The 24,053-nt window shown below is 58.8% G+C and carries 23 protein-coding genes, 1 tRNA gene and 1 riboswitch; of the genes, 7 read left to right on the top strand and 17 right to left on the bottom strand.

The window, feature by feature from the left end:
- Positions 1 to 4: 4 nt before the first annotated feature.
- From recO to rpoZ, 10 genes are all read right to left on the bottom strand, one after another.
- Positions 5 to 745 carry a DNA repair protein RecO gene (recO, locus tag HF949_RS09305; protein WP_292893472.1) on the bottom strand — a complete coding sequence of 247 codons (741 nt, stop codon included), beginning with the start codon at positions 743 to 745 and terminating at the stop codon, positions 5 to 7.
- Between the two features lie 18 nt (positions 746 to 763).
- A complete protein-coding gene (era, locus tag HF949_RS09300; protein WP_292900099.1) occupies positions 764 to 1,690 on the bottom strand; it encodes a GTPase Era in 927 nt (308 codons plus the stop codon).
- Positions 1,690 to 2,406, bottom strand: coding sequence for a ribonuclease III (gene rnc / locus HF949_RS09295; protein WP_292893469.1), 717 nt, complete (start codon positions 2,404 to 2,406; stop codon positions 1,690 to 1,692). The genes era and rnc overlap by 1 nt, the downstream gene beginning before the upstream one ends.
- Before the next feature lie 13 nt (positions 2,407 to 2,419).
- Positions 2,420 to 3,169, bottom strand: a complete 750-nt coding sequence (lepB, locus tag HF949_RS09290) for a signal peptidase I (RefSeq protein WP_292900097.1) — start codon at positions 3,167 to 3,169, stop codon at positions 2,420 to 2,422.
- Positions 3,170 to 3,260: 91 nt separating this feature from the next.
- Positions 3,261 to 3,668, bottom strand: coding sequence for a holo-ACP synthase (acpS, locus tag HF949_RS09285; protein WP_292893467.1), 408 nt, complete (start codon positions 3,666 to 3,668; stop codon positions 3,261 to 3,263).
- Complete coding sequence (locus HF949_RS09280; RefSeq protein WP_404933316.1) at positions 3,665 to 4,261, bottom strand: DUF2062 domain-containing protein; 597 nt, start codon at positions 4,259 to 4,261, stop codon at positions 3,665 to 3,667. Before HF949_RS09280 ends, acpS begins: the two co-directional genes overlap by 4 nt.
- Positions 4,262 to 4,487: 226 nt before the next feature.
- Entirely contained in the window at positions 4,488 to 5,345 is an 858-nt protein-coding gene (locus HF949_RS09275; protein WP_292893461.1) for a methyltransferase, TIGR04325 family, read from the bottom strand.
- 117 nt (positions 5,346 to 5,462) lie between these two features.
- Positions 5,463 to 5,867: a hypothetical protein gene (locus HF949_RS09270; RefSeq protein WP_292893458.1), complete on the bottom strand. Its 405-nt coding sequence runs from the start codon at positions 5,865 to 5,867 to the stop codon at positions 5,463 to 5,465.
- Between the two features lie 131 nt (positions 5,868 to 5,998).
- Complete coding sequence (locus tag HF949_RS09265) at positions 5,999 to 8,251, bottom strand: RelA/SpoT family protein (RefSeq protein ID WP_292893455.1); 2,253 nt, start codon at positions 8,249 to 8,251, stop codon at positions 5,999 to 6,001.
- A 133-nt stretch (positions 8,252 to 8,384) separates the two neighbouring features.
- Positions 8,385 to 8,783 carry a DNA-directed RNA polymerase subunit omega gene (gene rpoZ / locus HF949_RS09260; protein ID WP_292893452.1) on the bottom strand — a complete coding sequence of 133 codons (399 nt, stop codon included), beginning with the start codon at positions 8,781 to 8,783 and terminating at the stop codon, positions 8,385 to 8,387.
- A gap of 297 nt (positions 8,784 to 9,080) precedes the next feature.
- Here rpoZ and HF949_RS09255 point away from each other — a divergent pair, with 297 nt between their 5' ends.
- Positions 9,081 to 9,671 carry a LabA-like NYN domain-containing protein gene (locus HF949_RS09255; RefSeq protein ID WP_292900095.1) on the top strand — a complete coding sequence of 197 codons (591 nt, stop codon included), beginning with the start codon at positions 9,081 to 9,083 and terminating at the stop codon, positions 9,669 to 9,671.
- A complete protein-coding gene (locus HF949_RS09250; RefSeq protein WP_292893449.1) occupies positions 9,668 to 10,333 on the top strand; it encodes a uracil-DNA glycosylase in 666 nt (221 codons plus the stop codon). The genes HF949_RS09255 and HF949_RS09250 overlap by 4 nt, the downstream gene beginning before the upstream one ends.
- A gap of 29 nt (positions 10,334 to 10,362) precedes the next feature.
- Here the strand turns inward: HF949_RS09250 and smpB are convergent, their stop codons facing one another.
- Both smpB and dapA read right to left on the bottom strand, forming a co-directional pair.
- Positions 10,363 to 10,836 carry an SsrA-binding protein SmpB gene (gene smpB, locus HF949_RS09245; RefSeq protein WP_292893446.1) on the bottom strand — a complete coding sequence of 158 codons (474 nt, stop codon included), beginning with the start codon at positions 10,834 to 10,836 and terminating at the stop codon, positions 10,363 to 10,365.
- Positions 10,837 to 10,955: 119 nt separating this feature from the next.
- Positions 10,956 to 11,837, bottom strand: a complete 882-nt coding sequence (gene dapA / locus HF949_RS09240) for a 4-hydroxy-tetrahydrodipicolinate synthase (protein ID WP_292893443.1) — start codon at positions 11,835 to 11,837, stop codon at positions 10,956 to 10,958.
- Between the two features lie 234 nt (positions 11,838 to 12,071).
- On the opposite strand from dapA, the gene HF949_RS09235 reads away from it, so the two are divergent.
- On the top strand, positions 12,072 to 14,147 hold the full coding sequence (locus tag HF949_RS09235; RefSeq protein WP_292893440.1) for a lytic transglycosylase domain-containing protein: 2,076 nt from the start codon (positions 12,072 to 12,074) through the stop codon (positions 14,145 to 14,147).
- Positions 14,148 to 14,315: 168 nt separating this feature from the next.
- The gene (locus tag HF949_RS09230; protein ID WP_292893437.1) at positions 14,316 to 15,245 is read left to right on the top strand and encodes an alpha/beta fold hydrolase; all 930 of its coding nucleotides are present in this window, start codon (positions 14,316 to 14,318) and stop codon (positions 15,243 to 15,245) included.
- A 72-nt stretch (positions 15,246 to 15,317) separates the two neighbouring features.
- Here the strand turns inward: HF949_RS09230 and HF949_RS09225 are convergent, their stop codons facing one another.
- Entirely contained in the window at positions 15,318 to 16,253 is a 936-nt protein-coding gene (locus HF949_RS09225; protein WP_292893434.1) for a tyrosine-type recombinase/integrase, read from the bottom strand.
- Between the two features lie 402 nt (positions 16,254 to 16,655).
- Positions 16,656 to 17,735 (bottom strand): porin, encoded by a 1,080-nt coding sequence (locus HF949_RS09220; RefSeq protein WP_292893431.1) that lies wholly within the window; start codon positions 17,733 to 17,735, stop codon positions 16,656 to 16,658.
- Between the two features lie 495 nt (positions 17,736 to 18,230).
- On the opposite strand from HF949_RS09220, the gene HF949_RS09215 reads away from it, so the two are divergent.
- The 3 genes from HF949_RS09215 (at position 18,231) to HF949_RS09205 (ending at position 20,879) form a co-directional block, all read left to right on the top strand.
- Positions 18,231 to 18,321 (top strand) — tRNA-Ser (locus HF949_RS09215).
- 162 nt (positions 18,322 to 18,483) lie between these two features.
- The gene (locus HF949_RS09210) at positions 18,484 to 19,605 is read left to right on the top strand and encodes a porin (RefSeq protein ID WP_292893428.1); all 1,122 of its coding nucleotides are present in this window, start codon (positions 18,484 to 18,486) and stop codon (positions 19,603 to 19,605) included.
- A gap of 161 nt (positions 19,606 to 19,766) precedes the next feature.
- Positions 19,767 to 20,879 (top strand): pyridoxal phosphate-dependent aminotransferase, encoded by a 1,113-nt coding sequence (locus HF949_RS09205; protein WP_292893425.1) that lies wholly within the window; start codon positions 19,767 to 19,769, stop codon positions 20,877 to 20,879.
- A gap of 169 nt (positions 20,880 to 21,048) precedes the next feature.
- Here the strand turns inward: HF949_RS09205 and HF949_RS09200 are convergent, their stop codons facing one another.
- The 3 genes from HF949_RS09200 to HF949_RS09190 all read right to left on the bottom strand — a co-directional run bounded on the left by HF949_RS09200 (position 21,049) and on the right by HF949_RS09190 (position 23,933).
- The gene (locus HF949_RS09200; RefSeq protein ID WP_292893423.1) at positions 21,049 to 21,483 is read right to left on the bottom strand and encodes a 6,7-dimethyl-8-ribityllumazine synthase; all 435 of its coding nucleotides are present in this window, start codon (positions 21,481 to 21,483) and stop codon (positions 21,049 to 21,051) included.
- 82 nt (positions 21,484 to 21,565) lie between these two features.
- A riboswitch (FMN riboswitch) is annotated at positions 21,566 to 21,718 on the bottom strand.
- 60 nt (positions 21,719 to 21,778) lie between these two features.
- Positions 21,779 to 22,873: a DUF1513 domain-containing protein gene (locus HF949_RS09195; RefSeq protein ID WP_292893421.1), complete on the bottom strand. Its 1,095-nt coding sequence runs from the start codon at positions 22,871 to 22,873 to the stop codon at positions 21,779 to 21,781.
- The gene (locus HF949_RS09190) at positions 22,863 to 23,933 is read right to left on the bottom strand and encodes an imelysin family protein (protein WP_292893418.1); all 1,071 of its coding nucleotides are present in this window, start codon (positions 23,931 to 23,933) and stop codon (positions 22,863 to 22,865) included. The genes HF949_RS09195 and HF949_RS09190 overlap by 11 nt, the downstream gene beginning before the upstream one ends.
- Between the last annotated feature and the right edge of the window lie 120 nt (positions 23,934 to 24,053).

Raw genomic sequence — 24,053 nt, 5'->3', positions numbered from 1 at the left:
AAGCTCAGCCCATAGCCCCTGCTGCGCTGCGGGCGAGAGCGGCAAGAAAGCCGCCCCGCGAAACCGGTTCTTCCATACCGCGGGGTTCATAGACGTTCCGGTGAAGGAAAAAGCCCGTCAGGCGATACGCGTCCTTCAACGCAGCCGGCGAAGCCTCCGTTCGCGTCTGAGCTGTAAGAAAACGCGGCAGGGGCAAGAGCCTGTCTCGCCAGGGAAATCCCGCTTCCTCTGTTACCGCGCGACCCGACTTCGGCGATACATAAGCAAGGCTCTGTCGGCTCCCCGTCAGCGCGCATCTTGTCAGATCGAGCCCGAAACCCAGTTCCTCAAGCATCGCCAATTCAAAGCGTACCATCAACGGACCAGCAATTTCAGGCTCGTCCAGATGCTCGGTGATGACTTTTATCGCCTCATACAGGCCCGCATGGGCGTCGCGCTCGGGCATGAGGCGCAGATGCGCACCCAAAAGCTGTATGCCGTGAACGGCCAGCGCCGAGGCTAGAAGACGGGCGGCGTTTAACTCCAGCGGCTCGACTTGAAACGTACCCAGATGCTCCTCAAGGCGGGCCCGCCACACCAGGTCAACACGATTTCCCGGCTGTAGAAGGGGCTGCATGCGCCGCGAGCGGCCGCCTTTTACAAGTCCCAGATGACGCCCATGGGAAGCAGTCATCGTTTCGAGGACGACGCTCGTCTCGCCATGCTTTCTGGCGCCTAGAATTATCCCTTCGTCGCGCCATTCCATGCGGTCGCTGTCCTTCCCTCAACCGGGGAATTCAAGTCCCATTTCGCGGAAGCGTTCAGGATCGTTGCCCCAACCTTCCCGCACTTTCACGAACAGAAAGAGATGAACCTTCTGCTCGAGAATCCCCGCCAATTCCTCACGGGCGGCCTGCCCCACGGCACGAATGGCCGCGCCTTTGTGACCGAGCACGATTTTCTTCTGACTGTCGCGCTCCACATAAACCACCTGGTCGATACGCACGGAGCCGTCCTTGCGCTCTTCCCACTTCTCGGTTTCGACGTGGATTGCATAGGGCAATTCCTGGTGCAGTCGCAGGAAGAGCTTCTCGCGTGTGATTTCCGCTGCGAGCTGACGCATCGGCAAATCGGATAGCTGATCTTCCGGATAATACCAGGGACCTTTGGGCAGCCTCTCGGAAAGATGGGCGAGAAGATCGTTGCAGCCCGCCCCCTGCAAGGCGGAGATCATGAAGGTGCGCTCGAACTCCACCGCTTCATTGGCCCGGGCAGCGAGTTCCAGCAGGGTTTCGCGTTTCACACGATCAATCTTGTTCAGGATCAGAATCTTCGGTTGCGCCACATCCTTGAGCTTCTCGAGAATTGCGGCGGCATCGCCCTTGATCCCGCGCTCGGCATCGATAAGCAGAGCCACAATATCGGCATCCTTGGCGCCGCCCCAGGCGGTCGTCACCATGGCTCGGTCGAGCGTGCGGCGCGGATTGAAAATGCCGGGCGTGTCAATGAACACGATCTGCGCATTCTCGTGGGTAGCAATGCCGCGAACGATGGCGCGTGTTGTCTGCACCTTGTGCGTGACAATAGACACTTTGGCGCCGACCAGTTGATTGAGCAGTGTCGACTTGCCCGCATTGGGAGCGCCGATCAAGGCTACAAACCCGGACCGGGTCTCATCCTGTGCATCGGCTGTGGGAACGTCTTCACTCATCATGTGCTCTCATTGCTCTGCCACACACCTTCACGCTCCAGCATGCCGATGGCGGCGGCCTGTTCGGCCTCTCGTTTGGAACGGCCCGTACCGTGCGCGGGCTTGTATCCCTTAATTCTAACAGACACAGAGAAGACCGGATCATGATCAGGCCCCTCCCGGTCCTCCACAGTATAGCCTGGCGTGACACCGGCAACCTGGTGAGCCCATTCCTGCAGAGCGGTCTTGGGATCACGGCGATCAGCGCCTTCAGCCTGAGCCCGGGTTCTCCAGTGATTGCGCACGAAGCTGCGTGCCGCGTCGATGCCGCCCTCAAGATAGACCACCGCAATCAGTGCTTCCATCACGTCCGCACGCAAGTTAATTTGCTTGCGGGTCGCCGCGCTACGCAGATCGCTACCCATTCTGATGAGCGGGCTGATCTTCATATCGTCGGCGACCTCCGCCAACGTCTCGGCATTCACGAGCGCATTGAGCCGCACCGAAAGTTCGCCTTCAGGTGCTTTCGGGAAGCTCTCGTAGAGCAGTTCCGCCACGGCAAGTCCCAAAACCCGGTCGCCGAGAAACTCAAGCCGCTGATAATCGACACCCGAGCGCCCACGGGCACTGGCATGGGTCATCGCTTCTTCGACCAGGGCGGCATTCTTGAAGTCAAATCCGGTGCAACCGGCTACCGCTTTGACGAGCTCCGGACCACGGGGGCGCTTGGCAGTCATGATCCTGACAACTCTAGTCTACCCAGTCGAAAATGCGCCATGGGCGCACTTCGCTCGGCCAGCGCCAGATTTCCAACGGGCTCGCACCACCAGCGATGGAGAAGAAAATGATATTGGCGCGACCGACAAGGTTTTCGGCAGGCACAAAACCGACTGAAAACCGGCTGTCGGCAGAGTTGTCGCGATTGTCCCCCATCATGAAATAATGCCCTTCGGGGACGATGAATTCGCGCGTGTTGTCGCCGATCCCGTTCGCGGTCAAATCCAACGTCTCGTAAGATACACCATTGGGCAGTGTCTCCCGGTAAACGTCGACCGGGCGATCCATCTCGGTAATGTCGGGATCATTGATTTCACCAATCTTCTCGCGCTCTACGGCCTTGTCGTTGATGTAGAGAGCTCCCTCTCGCATCTGGATCTTATCGCCAGGCAGACCAACCACGCGCTTGATATAATCAATGGATGGATTGGGCGGAAACTTGAAGACAACCACATCACCGCGTTCCGGCTCCGCACCCCAGATGCGACCGGAAAAGAGCGGTGGTGAAAACGGGAGAGAATGACGCGAATAACCGTAGGCCCACTTGGTGACGAACAGGTAATCACCCTCAAGAAGGGTCGGACGCATGGAACCTGACGGGATGGAGAATGGCTGAAACAGGAAGGTACGGATGACCAGTGCGAGGATCAACGCCTGGACGATCACATTGACAGTTTCGCCCACGCCGCCCGATTTCTTCTTCGTCTTGTCAGCCACGCTCATCATGTCCTCGGTTCGAGTGTTTCGGGACGGTCTTATCGCGCCAGAAAGGCGGCGGCAATGCGACAGCACAACCCGTGCGCAGTTTTCGGCATTAGCTCCCGTTGTCGGGAACCGCTTCTATGATCACAAATGCCTGAGCCAGGGGATAGTCGTCAGTGATGGTCAAATGAACCAGCGCTTTCATGCCTGCAGGTGTCATGCCCTCAAGCCTCGTCCTGGCTTTGCCTGACAGTTCCATTGTCGGTTTTCCGCCGGGGAGGTTCACGACACCCATTTCGCGCCAGAACACGCCACGTGCAATGCCGGTGCCGAGTGCCTTTGAGCATGCCTCCTTGGCCGCGAAGCGCTTCGCGTAGGAAGCCGCGCGTTCCCGGCGCCTTTCGGACTTTGCCCGCTCAACCTCTGTAAACACACGCTGGGTAAAACGTTCCCCATAGCGTTCGAGTGTCCTTTCGATCCGACGGATGTCGATCAGGTCGCTTCCAATACCGATAATCATGAACTTGTCGCAGTCCTTGCATCGAAGGCTTGCCGGCCAGCCTTGCGGCGCGCCCGCTCGGCGAGGCGCTTGCGGCGCTGCTCACGGAAGGTGAACGTGGCCCAGCGTGTCACGAAGTAAAATACCAAGGCGAAGAAAATGCCCAGAGGCAGCGCGCCAACGGACATTGGCTTGATCAGCGGCTCCCAGAGCTGCGAAAATTCGAGATGTCGCAGCATCTTGCCGAGATGGATCGGAGCGCCGTGCGACAGTTCTCTACCGTACAGGATGAGACGCCCCGTTTCGAGCGTCGCTCCCCATATAAACGGAAATGTCAGCGGATTGCCAACGGCTGTGCCGATGGCCGATGCCACGAGGTTTCCACCGATGCACCAGGCCAGGCCCGCGGCGATGAAGAAATGAAAACCCATGAAGGGCGTGAACGACGCGAACACACCGGCAGCAATGCCTGCAGCGATGGCATGAGGCGTTGCCGTCAACCGCAAAGCGCGTTTGACGAAATATTGTGCGGAGCGCCAGAATGAGCGTCGCGGCCAGACCATGGTCCGCGCCCTCTCCCAGAGATCCGCAGGTTTTCTACGTCGAAACAACATCGCGGCTACGCAGCACCCCCAACAGCAACCAGGCTTCCCCCAACCAACAAAATCCTAGAGCCCGTTCTCTTAACGACGGGTTCCCTTGGACATGTCTTTGGTTCGATATAGGCAAGCTCGGTCGGACGGGGCAAGGGAAACGGGTTAATAATCGTGTTTCCCGCCGAAACAGCAGGAAACACGAAAGAACTAATCAAGCGAAACGGCGGAATTGGGGCGCAACAGTTCACCCCGCTTTCGCCATTGCCGGTTCGACCGGTTCACGCGCGCCGCGCGCCAGGTCTTTACGCAGGAGCATGTATCCACGACTCTCGCTCCAGCCCAGTTCCGGGTGGCTGGCCACTCTGTGAGCCAGGTATTGAATGCGCCAGCTATCGACGATGCGATAGCCCATAGCGTCCAGGTCCGCCAGAAACTGATGCTTGCTGCGGATGTGGTAAGGCAAGAAAGTCGGCCCTCCACGCTGCAGCGTGTAGATGGACGGTCCTTCCCGCAACGCCACCTTGTTGAGGAGAATCACCTGCGGGCGCTTAGGCAAATTGCTCACGAAATCGGCGAACGGGATGTCCAGATACTGTAGCAGACCGGAACACAGCAATATGTCGACTTCCCTGATGTCGGAGAAGGTGTCGCAGAAGGAAAGCTGAGGCCCGAGGCCTTCCGCGCGCGCCATGTCCCGACCGGCCTTCACCATCGAGGGCAGCTCGTAGACCTGCCATTGCACGCTGGAGAGATCGATCAGGTTGCGGAAAGCACGGTATTTCGTTCCAACATGCCCTCCAGCGTCCAGCAAGCGAATGGGGTGCCCTTCCCGCGCCCGCAACTCGCGCTCAAGCCAGAACAGGACGGGATAATCCCAGTCGATGATCCGGCTCATCTTGTCGAGCGCGACGGGGACGACTTCTTCATGATCATAATCGGTCAACGCCCAGCGGGGCGCTGCTCTTACGGCGCTTTTTCGATCCGGATAAGCACCGGTCAATTCGGCGCGGCGGGCGACGAGATGAAGCTTCGACAATGCCGAATGGAACGGTTGGGCGAAACGCTTGATCCTCCCACCGTCGAAATGCAGTAGGGCTTTCATGTCAACCTCTCTTGAACACGAGTAACGTGCACTCGCCACGCGCCATGGCCAACGCCTTATGAGGGAAGCATCAGGCACCGGCATGCCGACGCGCATGGTCGAGACTGTTCAGGAGAGCTATGAGCGGGGTGGTTTGCGCGGCTTTTCAGGAAGGCTGGAACTGAGAGCAAGCATCGAGCTCGCAGCGAAACATGGGGCAAACCGCGAATCGGACAATTGCTCGTATTTCAGGCTGGCCAGCGGCATGCAATGGAACATGCAGCACTCTGCGCCTGCCGCTTCGTTTCGCGAAGCTTCGCCATCACTATCGTTGTGCTCATGGGCACGTTCATCGTCATGCCCATGGGCATGACTCTGCGCGTAGGAAACTGCGTGATCGGAGGAGAGACCGCCTGCAACGGCCTGCGGTGCAACATGCGGATGCACGCCGCCAAAAGGAAGCAGCACAAGGGCGAGCAGGATGAGAGTGGCCAGTCCACCTCTCAATATCGGCAAAGACGATTTTATCTGAACGCTGCGCATTCAGGATGTTTGCGCCGCGCCGCGAGCTGGTCAATTCACTCGGGTCGTTTGCAGGCTACTCATTTGGGATGAGGCGGCACTCCGATCTGTCGAAGTCTGGTATCAGATAGGGCTTCCGCCTGAGGGGTTTCCTATCCATTCACCCGATGGGCATCGCTCACGCAACTGATCTCTTTCAGCTGCGAGACAAGACGGGTGAGGTGTTTCAGGTCCCACACTTCCAGATCGAACAGCATTTCGGTGAAATCCGGGGCCGTTCGCTCCATGGCCAATGTGTGGATGTTGGCGTCATTCGATGCGATCACCTGCGCGATCTCTGCCAGCGAGCCGGGCTCGTTGATCGCTGTTACAGACATGCGGACCGGAAACCGCTCCTTCATGTGCTCATCAATGTCCCAACGCACGTCAATCCAACGTTCGGGCTGATCATCGAACGCGGTCAGCGCGGGTGACTGTATGGGATAAATGGTGATGCCCGACCCCGGATGAAGAATGCCGACAATACGATCACCCGGGACTGCGCCTTCCGGGGCGAAACTGACGGGGAGATCTCCTGAAACGCCGCGGATAGGCAGGGCTCCGCCCGCGCCCTTTTCTACCGGAACCCCACCGGCTTTGGTGCGCTTGGCTTTGCGTGAGGAGCGGCCAGGGATCTGAAACAGCATGCCAGCTGCATTGCGCAGGTTGAACCAGCCCTCCTCACGCTCTTTCGGAGCCTGGGTCACGCGCTCGTCCTTGTAGTCGGGGAACACAGCGCGCACCACGTCCTGGGAGGAAAGCTCGCCGCGACCGACAGCCGCCAGGACATCCTCCACATCCTGACGTCCGAGGCGATGAAGCACCGGTTTAAGAGCATCTCTGGAGAAGCCCTTCCCCGCTCGCTCGAAAGCGCGCTCCAGAATGCGCGCACCAAGGCCGGAATATTGCTTGCGGATTGCATTCCTGGTCGCGCGGCGGATGGCCGCGCGTGCCTTGCCCGTCACCACGACAGATTCCCAGGCTGCCGGCGGCACCTGCGCCTTGGAACGGATGATCTCCACCTCGTCGCCGTTCTTTAATTCGGTCATGAGCGGCATGATGCGCCCGTTCACCTTCGCGCCGACACAGGTGTCGCCCACCTCGGTGTGGACCGCATAGGCAAAGTCGATGGGCGTTGCTCCACGCGGAAGGGCGATCAACCGCCCTTTGGGCGTAAAGCAGAACACCTGGTCCTGGAACAGTTCCAGCTTGGTGTTTTCGAGGAAGTCTTCGGGTGTGTCGCCTTCGGAAAGCGCCTCAATGGTGCGCCGGAGCCAGGCGTAAGCATTGGTATCACGCGAGATGCGGTGATCGGCGCCGTTCACCTTGCCACCGAAGTCCTTGTAAATCGAGTGAGCGGCCACACCGTATTCTGCAATGCGGTGCATCTCGTAGGTGCGAATCTGCAGTTCAACACGCTGACGGGACGGGCCGACAATGGTGGTATGGATCGAGCGATAATCGTTCTGTTTGGGCGTCGAAATGTAGTCCTTGAAGCGGCCCGGCACCATCGACCAGGTGGAGTGAATGACACCCAGAGCGCGGTAGCAATCCTCAACATCGTCCACGAGCACGCGGAAGCCGAAAATGTCGGACAGTTGTTCGAAGGAAAGCGCCTTGGTCTCCATCTTGCGGAAAACCGACCAGGGCTTCTTCTGGCGGCTTTTCACAGTCGATTCGATATGGTGCTCGGTGAAGAGATGTGACAGAGCCTCTTCAATCGCCTTGATGACCCCGCGATTGCGCTCAAAAAACTCAGCAAGCCGCTCAGTGACCGCGCGGAAAGCCTCCGGATTGATATGCCGGAAGGCCAATTCCTCAAGCTCTTCGCGCATATCCTGCATGCCCATGCGACCGGCAAGCGGCGCATAGATATCCATCGTCTCCTCCGCGATCCGCAGGCGCTTGTGCTCAGGCACATGATCCAGTGTGCGCATGTTGTGCAGGCGGTCGGCGAGCTTGACCAGAAGGACGCGGACATCCTCCGAGATCGCAAGCAAAAGCTTGCGCAGGTTCTCCGCCTGATGCGCCTTCTTCGATACAAGATCGAGGCGCTTCAACTTGGTCAGCCCCTCAACCAGCTTGCCAATATCTGGTCCGAAGAGTTCGTCGATCTCTGCCCGCGTGGCGCTCGTGTCCTCAATGGTGTCGTGCAACAGGGCGACCGCGATCGTCGCCTCGTCCAGATGCATGTCGGTGAGGATGGCCGCGACTTCGAGGGGGTGTGAGAAATACGGGTCGCCAGAGGCACGGCGCTGATGGCCATGCTTCTGCATTGCGTAGACATAGGCCTTGTTGAGCAGCGCCTCATTGACGTCCGGCTTGTAGCGCTGGACACGCTCGACAAGCTCGTATTGACGCATCATGGGCGGCTTCCTCGTTCTTGTTGTTATTATCTACGCAAAGCAAAACATGCGCCGCGAGATTCACGGCGCATGTTTAAGATAGGCAGGAATGTTTCGGCAAGGAAGAGAATGCAGTGCCGAACATCCGTATCGATCAGAAGTCGTCGCTTTTTTCCGGCGGCACCAGGCCTTCAATACCGGCGAGGAGGTCCTCCTCGGTCATACGGTCGAAGGAGATCTCTTCTTCCGGCTGATCGGCACCACCCTCGACAGAGGTTGCGGTCGGTTCAGTGATCTCGGGAAGATCGGCCTCAGGCTCATCCACTTCTACATGCTTCTGCAGAGAATGGATCAAATCTTCTTTGAGATCGCCGGGAGAGAGGGTCTCCTCAGCGATCTCGCGCAGCGCAACGACAGGGTTCTTGTCGTTGTCGCGGTCGACGGTGATCGCCTCGCCCTGTGAAATCTGACGGGCACGATGCCCTGCCAGAAGCACGAGCTCAAAGCGGTTATCGACTTTGTCGATACAGTCTTCAACGGTCACACGGGCCATTCAGTGCCCCTTTCATGCGTAAATCTGCAAGGAAATCCAGCGCGTCAATAGCCTGCCGCACCATAAAATTCAAGGCCAGCACGCAACACTCGCTTTCCGATCAACACGGAAATGCGGCGTGGGTGTGATTGTGCAGCATGTCTCTCGCACGCTTGTATTTATAACGAATTTATATATTCGTTGGAACAATCATATTCCAGCGCTATTTCCTTATAAGAGATGGCTTTGTCGGGCGATTTCCCGTCCCAGACCACCCATTTGAGCGCTGAACGTTTATTTGAAACAGGATTTTTGTCGATGTTTGATCCGCGTGAAAAAATTGCTCTCTTCATTGATGGCGCCAATCTGTATGCCACGTCGAGAGCTTTAGGATTCGACATTGACTATCGAAAGCTCCTGAGCAATTTCCAGGAACGTGGGTATCTCTTGCGTGCCTACTATTACACTGCGCTTGTGGAAGATCAGGAGTATTCCTCCATTCGTCCTCTTATCGATTGGCTGGACTACAACGGCTATAAGGTCGTTACCAAGCCGGCCAAAGAATTCACCGACTCCGCCGGGCGCCGGAAGATCAAGGGCAATATGGATATCGAGCTGGCAATTGACGCGCTGGAGCTCAGCGACGTGGTTGACCATTATGTGATATTCTCCGGAGACGGTGACTTCCGCACCCTGGTTGACGCCCTGCAGCGCAAGGGGCGCAAGGTGAGTGTCGTGTCCACAATCCAGTCCCAGCCGCCGATGATCGCTGACGATCTGCGGCGCCAGGCGGATAATTTCATCGATCTGTCGACATTGCGCGAGGAAGTTGGCCGTGCAACAAGCGAACGGCCTTCCCGCAAGGCGGAACCTGACGACGATACAGACGAGACCTTCGACGATCTATGACACGTGTCCCGGCGCTTGAAACCGAGCCGCCCCGCGACTGTCCTCTCTGCCCGCGCCTCCACCAGTTCATTGCCGACTGGCGTGTGCGCGAGCCTGAGTGGCACAATGCACCGGTGCCCACCTTCCTGCCTGAGGGCGGTCACGACGCGGTTACGCTTCTCATCGTCGGTCTGGCTCCCGGTCTTCGCGGTGCCAACAAAACGGGGCGGCCTTTTACAGGCGACTACGCTGGAGACCTACTCTACAGTACGCTGAAGACATTCGGCTTCGCCAAGGGCGAGTACGAAGCGCGGCCTGATGATAATCTGTCCCTCGTCGATACAGCGATCATCAACGCCGTGCGCTGCGTTCCGCCGGAGAACAAGCCGGTCGGGGCCGAGATCAACACCTGCCGCCAGCATTTCTTTACGCCGACACTGAAACACTTCAAGAATCTGAGAGCAGTTCTAACGCTTGGGGTGATCGCCCATCAGTCGACCGTTCGGGCCCTTGGTGGACGTGTGGCCGCCTATCCATTCACGCATGGCGGAGAACAGTCACTCGGTGGACTCTCGATTTTCTCAAGTTATCACTGCTCACGATACAACACGAATACCGGTCGATTGACCGAAGAGATGTTCATAAGTGTTTTCCGTGACATCCGTGCGTTTCTGAATAAATAGAATCCGCCTCAGACGCAGCACCGGCCTGCTCAGCCATGCTGTTTGAGAAGCCTTGCTTTTTCACGGTTCCAGTCGCGTTTCTTGGCTGTTTCGCGCTTGTCGTGCAGCTTCTTGCCACGTGCCACGGCAATCTGAAGCTTCGCCAGTCCGCGCGGATTGAAATAGAGACGCAGGGGCACAAGCGTCATGCCTTCGCGCTCAATCGACTGCGCCAGACGCGACAGTTCACGCTTTGACACCAGTAATTTGCGCCTGCGGCGAGGCTCGTGGTTGAAGCGGTTCCCGGCCGAATACTCCTGGATATAGGAATTGATCAGCCAGCACTCGCCATCCTCGATGGAAGCGTAAGCTTCCTGGATATTCGAATGCCCATCGCGCAGCGATTTCACTTCGGTTCCTGTCAGGACGATACCGGCTTCCAGCGTGTCGAGCACCTCGTAAGAGAAGCGCGCCTTGCGGTTTTCGGCAATCGTCTTGAGGTTGGGATTCTTGTCTTTTGCCATCAGTTCCAAATGCGCCGGAAGCGCCGCAGCGCTCCCGCTTTCCTGGGGCGGCCAGAGACGCGCCCTTTCGTTTCACCGCATTTGTGCGACGCCAGGAGCCTTCCCCGGCTACAAATGCGTCAGTTCAAAAGCCCTGCATGCTGCATGGCAGCATCGATGCGCTCTGCCGTCGAGGCTTCGATCGTCACAAGCGGCGATCGCACAGTATTTTCGACACGACCCAGGCGCGAGAGAGCGTATTTTGCCCCGCAAAGCCCGGGCTCAATAAAGATCGCCTTGTGGAGCGGCATCAGCCGATCCTGTAGCTCGAGCGCCTTTTCCTTGTCGTTGGCAAGTGTGGCTGCCTGGAATTCGGCACACAGACGCGGTGCGACATTGGCCGTGACCGAGATGCACCCCACCCCGCCATGCGCATTGAACCCGAGAGCCGACGCGTCCTCACCCGAAAGCTGAATGAAATCCTTGCCGCAGGTCATACGCTGCTCGGAGACCCGGTCCACCTTCGCCGTTGCATCCTTTACGCCGACGATGTTGGAAAAATCCTTCGCCAGACGCCCCATGGTCTCCGGTGTCATGTCTATGACAGAACGCGGAGGGATATTATAGATGATAATGGGCAAACTCGTGGCGCGGGCGACGGCGGCAAAATGCTCATATAGCCCAGCCTGTGTCGGCTTGTTGTAATACGGCGTGACCACCAGTGCCGCGTCGGCCTTCACCTCTTCGGCAAACCTTGCCAATGCGATTGCCTCACGAGTCGAATTGGAGCCGGCGCCAGCGATGACCGGAACACGGCCCTGAGCAGCTTCGACGCAGATCCGGACAACTTCGCGGTGCTCCTCATGCGTGAGCGTTGGGGATTCGCCAGTCGTACCAACCGGCACGAGCCCGTTGCTGCCTTCCGCAATCTGCCATTCAACGAGTTCGCGAAACGCTTTTTTGTCCAGGCTGCCATCCTTGGCAAACGGTGTCACAAGCGCTGTGAGAGACCCCCTGAACATGATGTCGAACTCCTGAATGAATTTAATGGTGCGGTGCCAGCCCGAGCCGGCGCCGGATGCTTCTAACCGAAGATCAGGCGGCGCACCATAGTCTTGCCATCTCTTGCCCGCAAGAATCCTGTAAAGATGGTGTGTTACGCCAGCATCCGCAGGCTTTGCTCCATCTTGCAATGACAAAGTCTGTTTTGGACCGTGCTGACGGCCAATCAGTTCCAATATTCAGGACGTTTGCGTATGACGATAAAGGCGGCGTTTGCTTCGCTCCTTCTTTTTTCAGTCTCGCCCTTCGCCATGGCTCAGTCCCTTCCGGATTTTGGCCCGATCCCCTTCGCACGTCCAGACGCCGTCAATTCGCCCGCAGCCGCTATCGATGCGCTGACGAACGCGGCGGCTCTTCGACCGAACGTGATGAGCGCTCCGGGTGGACAATCTGCCAATCAGCGCGCGTTGATCGCGGGGCTCGATGCGCTTTCTGTCGGCGACCCTGCAACCGCCCGCACGCTTCGCGATCACATGAAGGAGAAAAGTCTCGAGCGGCGAATTCTGACCTGGGCGCTTGCGCTTTCGGCGAGCGAAACGTTTTCGAGCGCTGAGATCGCCGCAACCGCCAAGGAATTGAAGGACTGGCCAGGCATGCTCACGCTGCGTGAACATGCGGAGCGTGCACTCTACCGTGAAAATCAACGTCCACAGGTCGTGGTAAGCCTGCTCGGCGACGCGGGTCCTGTCACTTTCGAGGGTACCGTTGTGCTTGCCCAGTCTTATCTGTCGCTGGGAAAAAACGAGGAAGCGCGCGCGCTCGTTTCCGGATTCTGGCGTCGGGCCAAGCTTGATGCTTCTAGCGAAACGTCATTTCTGAGCGCTTTCGACGACCAGCTTTCGGAAGCGGATCACCGGGTTCGTATGGAGCGAATGCTGTACGAGGCACGGGTGCGCTCGGCCGAGCGGGTTGCCGCGCGAACCGGGGGCAAAGCGCTGACCAAGGCGTGGGCTGCGGTGATCCGCGGCGACAGGAATGCAGAGGCCCTACTCGATGCAGTGCCAGAGACGGAGCGCAGTGCTGGATACATTTTTGCCAAAGCACGCTTCCTGCGTCGCGCAGAACGGTTCGAAGAGGCCGCAAAGCTGATGCTGACCGCGCCGCGGGACGCGGAACGCCTGATTGATCCCGACGAATGGTGGGTGGAGCGACGCGTACTCTCACGCGAGCTTCTTGATATCGGAGACGCCGAGACCGCCTATAAACTTGCCGCCGCCCACTCTGCCGAGAGCCCTTCCCGTGCAGCAGATGCAGAATTTCATGCAGGCTGGTATGCTCTGCGCGCGCTGAAAGACCCCGCGAAGGCTGCGTCTCATTTTGCGCAGATTGCTGCCATCGCCGAAGGGCCGATCTCGAATGCTCGGGCCAATTACTGGCTGGGACGGGCAGCGGACGCTGGAGGTCCCGGTAACGCAGCCGCCCATTACGAAGAAGCAGCGCGCTTCGGCGCCACGTTCTATGGGCAGCTTGCCACCGCCAGGCTTGGCCGGACCACGCTCGCGGCCGAGGCGCCGGAACCTACGGATGAGGATCGCCGCCATTTTTCCGCCCGGGAAATGGTGCGCGCGATCCAGAGCCTCGAGCAGACCAACCATGTGTGGCGCGCAGGCAGCCTTTATCGGAAACTCGCGGAAACACTGGATCAACCGGGCGAACTGACCCTGCTTGCCCGCATGGCCGAGGCTCGCGGTGACTACACAACAGCGCTGCGGGTCGGGAAGATCGCGGGAGGCAGGGGGCTGGAGATCGGCGCGCTTGCGCATCCGGTGGGCGCAATCCCGGAAGCCGCTTCCATCCCCTCCGCCCGTCAAGCGCTCGCTTATGCAATTGCCCGGCAGGAAACCGAGTTCAATGCCACCGCCGTTTCGCCGGCCGGTGCCCGCGGCCTGCTTCAGCTCATGCCAGCAACGGCCCGGGAGATGGCGCGCAAGAGCGGCCTTCCCTATTCTCGGGCGCGCCTGACCAATGATCCAAGCTATAACGCCACTCTGGGTGCTGCGTATCTGGAAGAGCAGCTTTCACGATTCAACGGGTCCTACATCCTCACCTTTGCGGGTTATAATGCCGGCCCGAGCCGAGCTGGCGAATGGATGGAGCGTTATGGGGATCCTCGTGGAAAGCCTGTGGAGGACGTGGTCGACTGGATCGAACGCATCCCCTACTCGGAGACGCGAAACTATGTTCAAAGGGTGATGGAGAACCTGCAGGTCTACAAGATGCGCCTTACCGGCCGGTTCGATGTCCTTACGGACCTCTCCGCCGGAGGTTGAAGGCCTCTGCGGGCCCTAACTGCGTGTTCCCCGCACAGCATCCAGGCATCCAAACTCAATCGTGTGCAAGATGCACCTCCGCACAAAGATCAATTCGGTCCATTTGACCAAAATGCGCTACGTTCAGAGCCGTTGACTGGGTTGGGGGCTGGGCGCCTGCGGGAGGATATGGTGGCTGAAGACGGATTTCGCGATGTGTTTTATTCGGCGCAGGATGGCTTGAAGCTGCATGCACGCGTCTACGGCGAAGGCAATCCGGGCCTGCCGGTTGTGTGCCTGCCTGGCCTGACACGCAATGCCCGGGACTTTCACGCGTTGGCAAAAAAACTCTCCACCCATGAGACCGAGGCACGAAAGGTTATTGCTTTCGATTATCGCGGACGCGGCCTTTCCGACTATGATCGGGACTGGCGGCGCTACGACGTGGCTGTGGAGGCCGCTGACATCATTTCAGGACTTGTCGCACTCGGGGTAGAACATGCGGCGTTCATCGGCACCTCGCGCGGCGGGCTCATTATCATGACCCTTGCAGGCTCTCGCCCCACCCTCATCAAGGCCGTGGTGCTCAACGACATCGGTCCGGTTGTGGAAGGAGACGGCCTCGCGCAGATTCGCGCTTATCTTCAACGCTCGCCCAAACCTGCTACGCTGGACGAGGCGATCAAAATCCAGAAAACCGTTCATGGTGAAGCTTTTCCGGCATTGAATGAAGACGACTGGGAGCGGTTTACTGCAGCGCTCTACAAAGAGGAACAGGGGCGCCTGCGCACCGACTTTGATCCAAACCTGTTGAAACCGCTCAAAGCAATTAATCTGGACAGGCCTTTGCCCGCCCTCTGGCCACTTTTCGATGGGTTGGCTGCCACCCCGCTCCTGACCGTTCGCGGAGAAAACTCCCGTCTTCTTTCGAGCCGAACCCTCGAAGAAATGGCCACGCGGCATCCGACAATGCAGCAAATCGTGGTGCCCGGTCAGGGCCATGCACCGCTTCTTGAAACCGGCAGCCTGCCCAGGGAAATCTCGGCCTTTATCAGGCGGGCGGAAAAATCCCTTCAAACCCGAGAGGAACGAAGGCATTCTTCTGCCTCCGTTCCATAGGGGTGATCACAATACGGCTTGCCCGACGAAAGCCGAAGCATGATGGCCCGGAACCCGTGGAGCCCGTGGATCCTATGCACGCCTGGTGGTTGCAGGTTTGGAACAACGCTCCAAAACTCCAACGCACGGGTCCAGATCACCTGTTGCCAGATGCGCATAACGCATGGTCATGGTCAGGGTCTGGTGGCCAAGCCACATCTGCACGCGGCGCAGATCAATGCCGCCCTGAACAAGACGTGACGCACAGGTATGGCGCAACACATGCGGCACCACCTGGGCGTCTTGCGACAAACCTATTTCCGCCTTGGCCTCATTCCAGATGACCCGGTATTGCGCCTGCCGAAGCATGGCGAAAGGTCCCTTTTGGCCATCTTTGGGGATGTCTGTCACTTTCTGCGCGCGCTTGGTCAAAGGAACTGAGCGCGCGCGCGCGGACTTGGTGATCCAGAAGCTGGCCCGTCCCTCACCGACATCATTCCAAGTCAGACCGATGGCCTCACCCAGACGGCAGCCCGTGTCGACCAGAAAAACCGAAAGCCGCCAGGCATCCTCGCTGCGCCGGCGAATTGCGGCAAACAGCATCTCTTCTTCATTGCAGGAGAGGAAACGGATGCGCCCTGAGCGCTCCTTCTGGCGCCGGAATTCCGGCAGGCTATGTATGTCACCCATCTTATGCGCTTTCCGCAGAAGCTTGCTAAGCGCGGCCATCTTTCGATTGATGGTCGCGTTGCTGTTTCCGCGGGCGCGCAATTTTCCGATCAGTTCATCGAGCAGACTTTGCTCGAATGTACTGAAACGTTTCCCCAACAGGAGCTCATCCAGCTCTCCGATGAAGAAGGTGACATTGTATTTATGCGTGCCAGGTTCCCAAAGTATGTCTCCATACTTTGCAAAGAGTTCTTTTAAACTGTACTCAGAAACGAGACGCAAGTGCTCGTTACCGAACGTGACGGAATAGCGAGACCTGGAAAGGCCCCAATCGCCATCAGGACTGTTGACCGCCCCCATGTCAGGTCACGTCCCGGGCGTTTATGTCAAATGCGTGTTCGGTAAAATTCTGAGTTGTGAACCACCCCTTCGAGATAGAAATTCTCGAGTTCCCCAAGTTGTTATTGTCCCCAACAAAGGGGACTAGCACTCGCGACTTAGGCCAGTCCAGAAAAAAAAGCATTTTTGTCACTTACTTATGGCCCCGCCCTTATGAGCCCCTGACGGCGGGTAATGGTTTCTCCTTCCTGGAGTTTTCAAAGAAAACAGTCGAACTCGCCCTTGAGAGAGCCTGGTTGAAGATCCCGCTAAACCCTGTCACCCGAAGCATTTGCGCCTGACGCGCCCGCTACCAGCGAGGTCTTCAAAGCCAAAACCCGGCAGATTTCTCTGCCGGGTTCCGATATTTATACTGACGCTTCCTTAGAAGCCCCGCGTGATGCGGAAGAAGCCGCTGAATGCGCCGTCGTCGTAGCTGTCGCCGTCCTTGTAGTTGATGGCGATCTTCGTATCGAGGTTCTCGACCAGCTGGTAGTCGATTACACCACCGATTGCCCAGTCATCAGCGCTCGTGCCGTGCTTGTCGCCGAAGTACTGACCGCCGAAGCCGATTGCCAGCTTGGGCGAAGCTGCGTACTTCAGATGACCGCCGACAGAGTAGTCGTAGCCATTGCTGTAGAGGCTGTCATCGGAGAAATACGTGGCAAGCAGTTCAAGGGTGAGCTGCTGCGTCGCTTTGATGCTCGCATAGCCCTTCAGGCCCCACTCTTCAGCCGTCGCGTCGTATGCTGCGAATGCTGCGAGCGAACCCCAACCCTGGCTGACACCGACCTTACCAACAACGTTCGGCGTGTAGTCGTAGTTGTAATCGTTCTCTTCAAGAGCGATCGAGACCGAAACGCCATTGCCCGGCACAAAGGTGTAGCCCAGCGTGTGGATGGAGGAATCGAAGCCACCAGCATCGTACTCGCCAGCCATGCCCTGGTCGAAGATCGTGGTCTTGTAACCGAGGAAGAAGCCGCCAAGAGTGATGTAGGCCTGGTTCAGATAGAAGCCCTTCTTGATGCCGTTGCCGACTTTATCAAGCGGAGCAGGAATGCTGAGCTGCGAATAACCGGAATAGGCATCAGCGCGAGCCTCAAAGAAGCCGCCGAGCGTACCATATTCGGTCTCGGAACGAGCATCGATGGTCAGGTTGGCACGTGCCAGCTTACGCCAGCCACCGGTGTCCCAGTCGTCATCGGAGTCGAGGGAGATATTACCCGGGAAACCAAAAGCGGTATCATCGCTGTCGGACCAGTCGATCTGGTAGCGAACGTAGCCGCCGATCTTCAGGCAGGTCTCGGTGCCGGGGATGTAGAAGAAGCCTGCGCCGTAAACGTCGCAAACGCGCACATATTCCATCGGCTCCGGCTCGGGGACGACGATCGGGTCGGCCGCTTTTGCGCCGGTCGCAGCAGCTGCGAGAGCTGCGGAGCCAATCAGAAGGCTCTTGAGTTTCATGTTCTGACCTCCAGTCAAAGTTCTAAATGCGGGTCTGGGTATTTTGCTGAAGGACAGCGTTCCCTGCCCCATCCCCAAGAAAAGAAAAGTTCGCGCTTTCGCGCCCCCTTTCCGAGCCTGACATTACTCATGGGGGCGGCAGGTTCAACCGCGATTACGCGGCAAGCCCCCCTGACGGTCGTCTATCCGGAATGGCTGTTGCACAAATGACACGATCTGAGCCACCGGGTAAGTCTTTCTTAACACTTGAAGGCCGGATATCGGCATAACAAACGGCTTCTGGATTGCAGTACTACCGCATTCCGGGGACGAATCGAGGCAAATTGGAGCGGAATCACTGGTTTTGAACCTGATGATTCTCCGCCGCGATTTACGGTGATTCACGCAGCCGCCCGGCGCTCGCCAGGCAGGATGCAGAATTTCCTTATAATAAAGCATGGAAATGCGAATGCCGTATTGATTGTGCGGCCGGTTTTCTTTATCCAGCGTCTCGCCGGAGAGGTGGCCGAGTGGTCGAAGGCGCTCCCCTGCTAAGGGAGTAGACCTCAAAAGGGTCTCGTGGGTTCGAATCCCATCCTCTCCGCCATTCACTTCCCCCCAGGTTCTCGTTTTCCTGAATGGCGGCAAAGCGGCAGCTCTTTTCCGCGGTCTGATATTTCCTTTTTATTTCAATGGATTGACCTGCGCTCTTGCGCATTCGAGCCGCAACAAGCTTCCATCTTTCATGATTCTGACTGGAGGTCAGAACATGAAACTCAAGAGCCTTCTGATTGGCTCCGCAGCTCTCGCAGCTGCTGCGACCGGCGCAAAAGCGGCCGACCCGATCGTCGTCCCCGAGCCGGAGCCGATGGAATATGTGCGCGTTTGCGACGTTTACGGCGCAGGCTTCTTCTACATCCCCGGCACCGAGACCTGCCTGAAGATCAGCGGCATGGTCCGTTACCAGATCGGTTACGGCGACGGTGACTTCTCCGACCAGGAAGGCTGGGACAAGTATGCTCGCGGTGAGCTGAACATCGATGCCCGCTCCGAGACCGAGTACGGCACGCTTGGCGCATGGATCAAATTCCGTGGCACGAGCTCCAACAGCGATGCGAATGCGACCGTTGGTCTGAACGACGGCGACGCTTACTCGCACGGTGTGACCAGCTCGGGTGTTAACCTGCAGCAGGCAGTGATCTCGCTCGGCGGCCTCTCCATGGGTATGTCCGACTCGATCTGGGACACGGGTCTCCACGGCGAGCAGGACCGCGGCTTCTTCCCGTATGGCCGCGTTCACTTCATCGGTTACAACTTCGCAGCTGGCAATGGCGTCACCTTCGCCGTCATGCTCGAAGAAGCTGATGACAACTACGACTGGACGCCGAATGTTGTCGGTAAGGTCGGCATCGCACAGGGCTGGGGCTCTGCAGACCTCTATGCAGCTTACGATGCAACGGCTGAAGAATTCGCGATCAAGGGTATCGTCAAGGCGAACCTGACCGACCGCTTCTTCATCCAGGGTCTTGCCCAGTACGAAAGCGGCGTGAGCTTCTACTCGGCCAACCCGCTGGACGGCATTGCTACCGCGACCTACGGTGGCGTTGCAGTCATGCCGGGTGCAGAATGGTCGCTCGCTGGCGTCATCGGCTTCAAGGCCACGCCGAAGCTGACCGCTTCCATCGGCGGCGCATACTACAGCGAAGTCGGTCATGACGTTGTCTTCACCGATGTCGACGCCTGGAACATCGGCACGACGATCGACTACGAGATCGTGCAGAACTTCAACGCGAAGCTCGCAGTCAACTACACCAAGTTCGACGGTGTGGTTAACGGTCTGACCGATCCGGATCAGTTCCACGGCTTCCTGCGCTTCCAGCGCGACTTTTAATCAGAAGAGCCGTAAAGCTTAAAGCGGGGCCTGGCTTTTGCCGGGCCCCGTTTTTTGTGCGCAGTGTTTCTGCTCAACGCCGCAAAGGCGATTTCACACTTGTCGAGCTTGATGTAGGGTCGCCGCGTTCAGTTTGAGAAAGCACAGACCAGACACGGCCCATGACACGACGCCCACCGCTTACCCCACTCGCACATTCCCTCCCCTCCACCGTGCCCTTCGTGGGGCCGGAAACGCAGGAGCGCGCCGCAGGGCGGCCTTTTCGCGCCCGGCTCGGTGCCAATGAGAACGGTTTTGGTCCCTCGCCCCGCGTGATCGAGGCCATTGGGAGCGCGGCGCATCATGTCTGGAAGTATGGCGACCCGGAGAGTTCTGACCTGCGCGCGGCGCTGGCAGACGAGCATGGTGTAAAACCGGAGAACATCGTCGTCGGAGAGGGTATTGACGGGCTTCTAGGCCTTGTCGCGCGCCTTTACATCGAGCCCGGCACGCCGGTCGTCACCTCGCTCGGTGGCTATCCCACCTTCAACTATCACGTCGCCGGCTTCGGCGGGCGGCTGGTGACGGTGCCCTATGCAGGCGACTATGAGAACCTCGAAGGTTTGCGCGGTGCGGCCATCGCTGAGAAGGCGCCATTGGTCTATCTCTCCAACCCCGACAATCCGATGGGCACGTGGTGGGAGGCAGACGAGGTGCAGCGATTTATCGAATCGTTGCCCGAAACCAGTATGCTGATCCTTGACGAAGCCTATGGAGAGACCGCACCGGCAGACGCCCTGCCCCGTTTCGAGCCAGACCGGCCCAATGTCCTGCGCATGCGCACCTTCTCCAAGGCTTATGCTCTGGCCGGCATGCGCTGCGGGTATGCGATCGGCGAGCGGGAGACCATTCGGGCTTTCGATAAAATCCGGAATCATTTCGGCATGCCAGGTATCACACAGGCGGCAAGTCTGGCCGCCTTGCAGGACAAGGCGTATCTGCGGCAAACGCTTGATCGCATCAGCGCCTGCAGGGACCGGATCGCCGCGATCGCTTCGGCAAATGGACTGGCTTCAATTCCCTCGGCCACGAACTTCGTTGCCATCGACTGCGGCGGCAAGACAACAGCCGAGGCCGTGATGCAGGGCCTGCTCACGCGCGACGTGTTTGTACGCAAGCCGGCGACACCCGGGCTGGACCGTTGCATACGCGTCAGTGTCGGCCCGGATCACGAAATCGATGTGTTCGAAGAGGCTTTCGCCGAAGCGCTGGCTGAAGCGCATCACCAGCGTTGAGAACATAAGCGTCCATAGACCAACGGCTCGCGCCGGAACTATCCGCCAACGCCGGTCTTTGCCGACCTGCCAGCAGCTTCTCAGCCCTGCGGCAAGAGGGAGAAAGTGAGGGGCAATTCGTCCTTTGACACTTTGTCGCGGTTCGGTGCCCCTCACCCGGCAAAGCTGGTCACGCAGCCAGTGCGGCGCGCGTCTTGCCAATCATGAGGGCGGCACTGGCAGCTTCTCGCCCCTTCTCGATGAAATGTTCGCGATAGATCGCGGTATGATGTTCGGTGGGTTGAAAATGATGGGGCGTGAGCGAGACCGAGAGGACAGGCACACCCGTGTCGAGCCCCGCTCGCATCAGGCCGTCGACAACAGCCTGCGCGACGAAGTCATGGCGATAGATTCCGCCATCCACAACGAAGGCTGCCGCAGCAACGGCGGCGTAGCGTCCGGAGGCCGCCAGATCCCGCGCGACCAGCGGCAATTCGAAGGCACCCGGCACATCGAACACGTCTACCTGGCTGGCAGGGATGAGTTCGCAAAAGCCTTCAAGCGCGCGATCGACAATATCGGCGTGCCAATTGGCCTTGATGAATGCATAGCGGGTGTGTGTCATCGTGATCTCCTTTCGCAACAGACACGTCACCCAAGGCGATCACGGGCGATGAACCGCTGCCGGGATCCGGCACACGGAAATCGCGCGTTCTCTTCCATCCGGACTATGACCGTCGGCTCAGGAGTTTCACCTGATCTGCTGACCCTTGCCGCAGTCTTGCGAAAAGGCGCTCGCGGGCTTGCGGCCAGTGCCGCTTACCGCCGGTGGGGAGTTTCACCCCGCCCTGAGAACGGGGCGAAGATAAGCACACGGCCTGACGACCGCAAGACGCAAAATGCGCATTGACGGTGTGTCTTCACACGCGGCGGAGATGATTGTCCCACGCAGGCGAAGTCGGATCGTTGACACGAACATTTTCCAGAGGTGCGTCCGGGCCCGTAAGGACGATCGCGCCCCGCCCACTGGTGCCCACAAGACGATGATCGGCAAGCGGAGCGAGCCCGCATCCGTCTTTGAGGGCGCGCTCGCCGAGACAGCGGCCTGTTTGAGCATCCCAAAAAACAGCCAATCCGCCGCGCGGCGACGAGGTGGCGACGACCTCGCCCGACGAATCGGTTGCCACGGAGCCGATATAGTTATCGAGTGCCTTCAGGGTTGCCTCAGAGCCGGAGAAAAACTCAATCGCCCGACCCCGACGATGGCGGCCCACCAAAGGTGGTCGTGCGTCATCCTCGCCCTGGTACTGGGCGCCGAACCAGACCGCGCCGAAGCGATCGAGTGTCATGTGACGGAGCGAGAGCTTGTGCAGTTCCGGCGCGAGCTCGGCCTGCTCGACAATCTCGCCGGTCTCAAGATCGATATAGGAGAGGCTCGGCTTCATCGTCGCAAGATTGAGCTTCACACGCTCGTAGTCGGGATGGGTGAGAATGCCCCCATTGGCAACACAGAGCGTTCTTCCATCCCCCAAAAGGATTACCTCGTGCGGACCGATGCCGCCGGTCTCAAATTCGCCAACGCGGCGGAAACCAGTGGTGGCGTCGTAAAGACCGGTTACGCCGCGCTCGCCATCGAAGTCATTTTCCGTCGCAAGCAGGAGTTTCCCGTCCGGTGTAAAAACTCCGTGGCCGTAAAAATGTCGGTCCGGCGGCGGTGCGAAGGCGAGTGGATCCCCTTTCCCATCAACGGAAAAAGCGACGGCGAAACGACCAGGTGAACGCGCAAAGGCGACGGCGCGCCGTCGTGGTGCGTCAATGGCGAAAGAATGCCCGCGCGCCTCGAGCGGCAGAACGAGGCGGTCGCGCCCGGCCGCATCGATCACGGCAGCCTCGAACGCGCCCGCATTGAGCCGGGCTCCAAGGAACAGCGGTTCCTCTTCCGCCATCGCGCGATCGGAGCGGAACACCGACGCGGCAGCGGCCAGGACGAGGAACGTCCGCCGATCAATCTCCATCGAGTGCATTGAACCCCATCACCAGTCCGAGTGCTCCAGACAGCTCTCCGTTCAGCGTGTGCTTCGCTCCCTCCATGGCAATCGCCGCATAGGAAATCCGCCCGCGGTCCTGTTCTTCAGAAAACGCCGCTTCCGGTGCTGCTTCAACCGCAAGCAACGCCTGGCGGGCATGCGAGAGATCGAAATCCATCCCACGGCCATAACCATTAACGAGATCAGAGGGGCCATCGACAAACCCGGCGGCATCGATGAGCTGCTGCACGCCCTCGATCTGAGCGGCGACGAAAGCGAAGGTCTGGCCGCTGCGCCAAAACGGCGCGCGCTTTCCACGGGCTTTCTCTACGGTTTTGCCAAGAGCGGGAAGCAGCTCGGCGTTGCGGGCAAATTCCAATGCCGTGCCAGCAGCCTTGACGATTTCGCCAGCCACCTCGGCCGTTGAGCGGTAAGGGTCACGGTCTGCCGCAGGCGCGACGAAGGCGGTACGAAACAATGTCCCTTCGGCCCATGCCTGTTCCAGTTCCGCGGCCATATTTGACACATTGTTGGAAACTGCCATCGCATAGTTGCAACGACGGGCGTCCTCAGCCAACACGTCCCCGCCAGTGCCGAAGAGCACGTAATCCAGCGCCGGAAGACCCTGCAGCGCGACACTCTGATCAGCCAGATTGCGTGGTAACGGCTCCTCCGCAGCCAACAGTCCCTGCACCTGGCGCAGCGTTACACCGCGCGGGTCCGGCCAAAAAAATATGCGCTCGAAACGGTTTTCCGCGACCAATGGCCCGAACCGAAGCGCGGAGACGTGTGCAAAAGCGGAAAGCGTGTCAGAAAATGCCGTTCGCACTGCGTGAAGATCACCTGCAGAACCACTCTCGCACGCTGCCCTCAATGCCGCTGCAAGCGCGCTGCTCGTTTCGCCAAACCGGGCAAGAGCAGGGGTCACGTAGTTTTCCAAAACCCTGCTTCCGATGTCCGGAGCAGTCGTATCCGTCTCATCCTGCGCAAGTGCCGGCATTGCCAGCAGACACACAGCCAGAACGGATCGGAAAAGGCGGGCGTACATCAAGGGTCTCCTTAACCAGGTTCTTTATGCTGGCTGTCGCACCGGAGGGAGAGGAGATGTGCGAGGGCTGGCCGGAAGCCGGATACCAGCTTCCTTGCTTCCGGCTTACTCTTCCAGAAA

Origin of the sequence: Nitratireductor sp. (assembly GCF_017794765.1) — a bacterium.
Lineage (GTDB): Bacteria > Pseudomonadota > Alphaproteobacteria > Rhizobiales > Rhizobiaceae > Nitratireductor.
This window is presented reverse-complemented; position numbering and strand designations above follow the sequence as displayed.

Excerpts from the sequence above, each read along its gene's own strand:
- recO (WP_292893472.1), bottom strand. The coding sequence starts at position 745 with ATGGAATGGCGCGACGAAGGGATAATTCTAGGCGCCAGAAAGCATGGC.
- era (WP_292900099.1), bottom strand. The coding sequence starts at position 1,690 with ATGAGTGAAGACGTTCCCACAGCCGATGCACAGGATGAGACCCGGTCC.
- rnc (WP_292893469.1), bottom strand. The coding sequence starts at position 2,406 with ATGACTGCCAAGCGCCCCCGTGGTCCGGAGCTCGTCAAAGCGGTAGCC.
- lepB (WP_292900097.1), bottom strand. The coding sequence starts at position 3,169 with ATGAGCGTGGCTGACAAGACGAAGAAGAAATCGGGCGGCGTGGGCGAA.
- acpS (WP_292893467.1), bottom strand. The coding sequence starts at position 3,668 with ATGATTATCGGTATTGGAAGCGACCTGATCGACATCCGTCGGATCGAA.
- HF949_RS09280 (WP_404933316.1), bottom strand. The coding sequence starts at position 4,261 with ATGTTGTTTCGACGTAGAAAACCTGCGGATCTCTGGGAGAGGGCGCGG.
- HF949_RS09275 (WP_292893461.1), bottom strand. The coding sequence starts at position 5,345 with ATGAAAGCCCTACTGCATTTCGACGGTGGGAGGATCAAGCGTTTCGCC.
- HF949_RS09270 (WP_292893458.1), bottom strand. The coding sequence starts at position 5,867 with ATGCGCAGCGTTCAGATAAAATCGTCTTTGCCGATATTGAGAGGTGGA.
- HF949_RS09265 (WP_292893455.1), bottom strand. The coding sequence starts at position 8,251 with ATGATGCGTCAATACGAGCTTGTCGAGCGTGTCCAGCGCTACAAGCCG.
- rpoZ (WP_292893452.1), bottom strand. The coding sequence starts at position 8,783 with ATGGCCCGTGTGACCGTTGAAGACTGTATCGACAAAGTCGATAACCGC.
- HF949_RS09255 (WP_292900095.1), top strand. The coding sequence starts at position 9,081 with ATGTTTGATCCGCGTGAAAAAATTGCTCTCTTCATTGATGGCGCCAAT.
- HF949_RS09250 (WP_292893449.1), top strand. The coding sequence starts at position 9,668 with ATGACACGTGTCCCGGCGCTTGAAACCGAGCCGCCCCGCGACTGTCCT.
- smpB (WP_292893446.1), bottom strand. The coding sequence starts at position 10,836 with ATGGCAAAAGACAAGAATCCCAACCTCAAGACGATTGCCGAAAACCGC.
- dapA (WP_292893443.1), bottom strand. The coding sequence starts at position 11,837 with ATGTTCAGGGGGTCTCTCACAGCGCTTGTGACACCGTTTGCCAAGGAT.
- HF949_RS09235 (WP_292893440.1), top strand. The coding sequence starts at position 12,072 with ATGACGATAAAGGCGGCGTTTGCTTCGCTCCTTCTTTTTTCAGTCTCG.
- HF949_RS09230 (WP_292893437.1), top strand. The coding sequence starts at position 14,316 with ATGGTGGCTGAAGACGGATTTCGCGATGTGTTTTATTCGGCGCAGGAT.
- HF949_RS09225 (WP_292893434.1), bottom strand. The coding sequence starts at position 16,253 with ATGGGGGCGGTCAACAGTCCTGATGGCGATTGGGGCCTTTCCAGGTCT.
- HF949_RS09220 (WP_292893431.1), bottom strand. The coding sequence starts at position 17,735 with ATGAAACTCAAGAGCCTTCTGATTGGCTCCGCAGCTCTCGCAGCTGCT.
- HF949_RS09210 (WP_292893428.1), top strand. The coding sequence starts at position 18,484 with ATGAAACTCAAGAGCCTTCTGATTGGCTCCGCAGCTCTCGCAGCTGCT.
- HF949_RS09205 (WP_292893425.1), top strand. The coding sequence starts at position 19,767 with ATGACACGACGCCCACCGCTTACCCCACTCGCACATTCCCTCCCCTCC.
- HF949_RS09200 (WP_292893423.1), bottom strand. The coding sequence starts at position 21,483 with ATGACACACACCCGCTATGCATTCATCAAGGCCAATTGGCACGCCGAT.
- HF949_RS09195 (WP_292893421.1), bottom strand. The coding sequence starts at position 22,873 with ATGGAGATTGATCGGCGGACGTTCCTCGTCCTGGCCGCTGCCGCGTCG.
- HF949_RS09190 (WP_292893418.1), bottom strand. The coding sequence starts at position 23,933 with ATGTACGCCCGCCTTTTCCGATCCGTTCTGGCTGTGTGTCTGCTGGCA.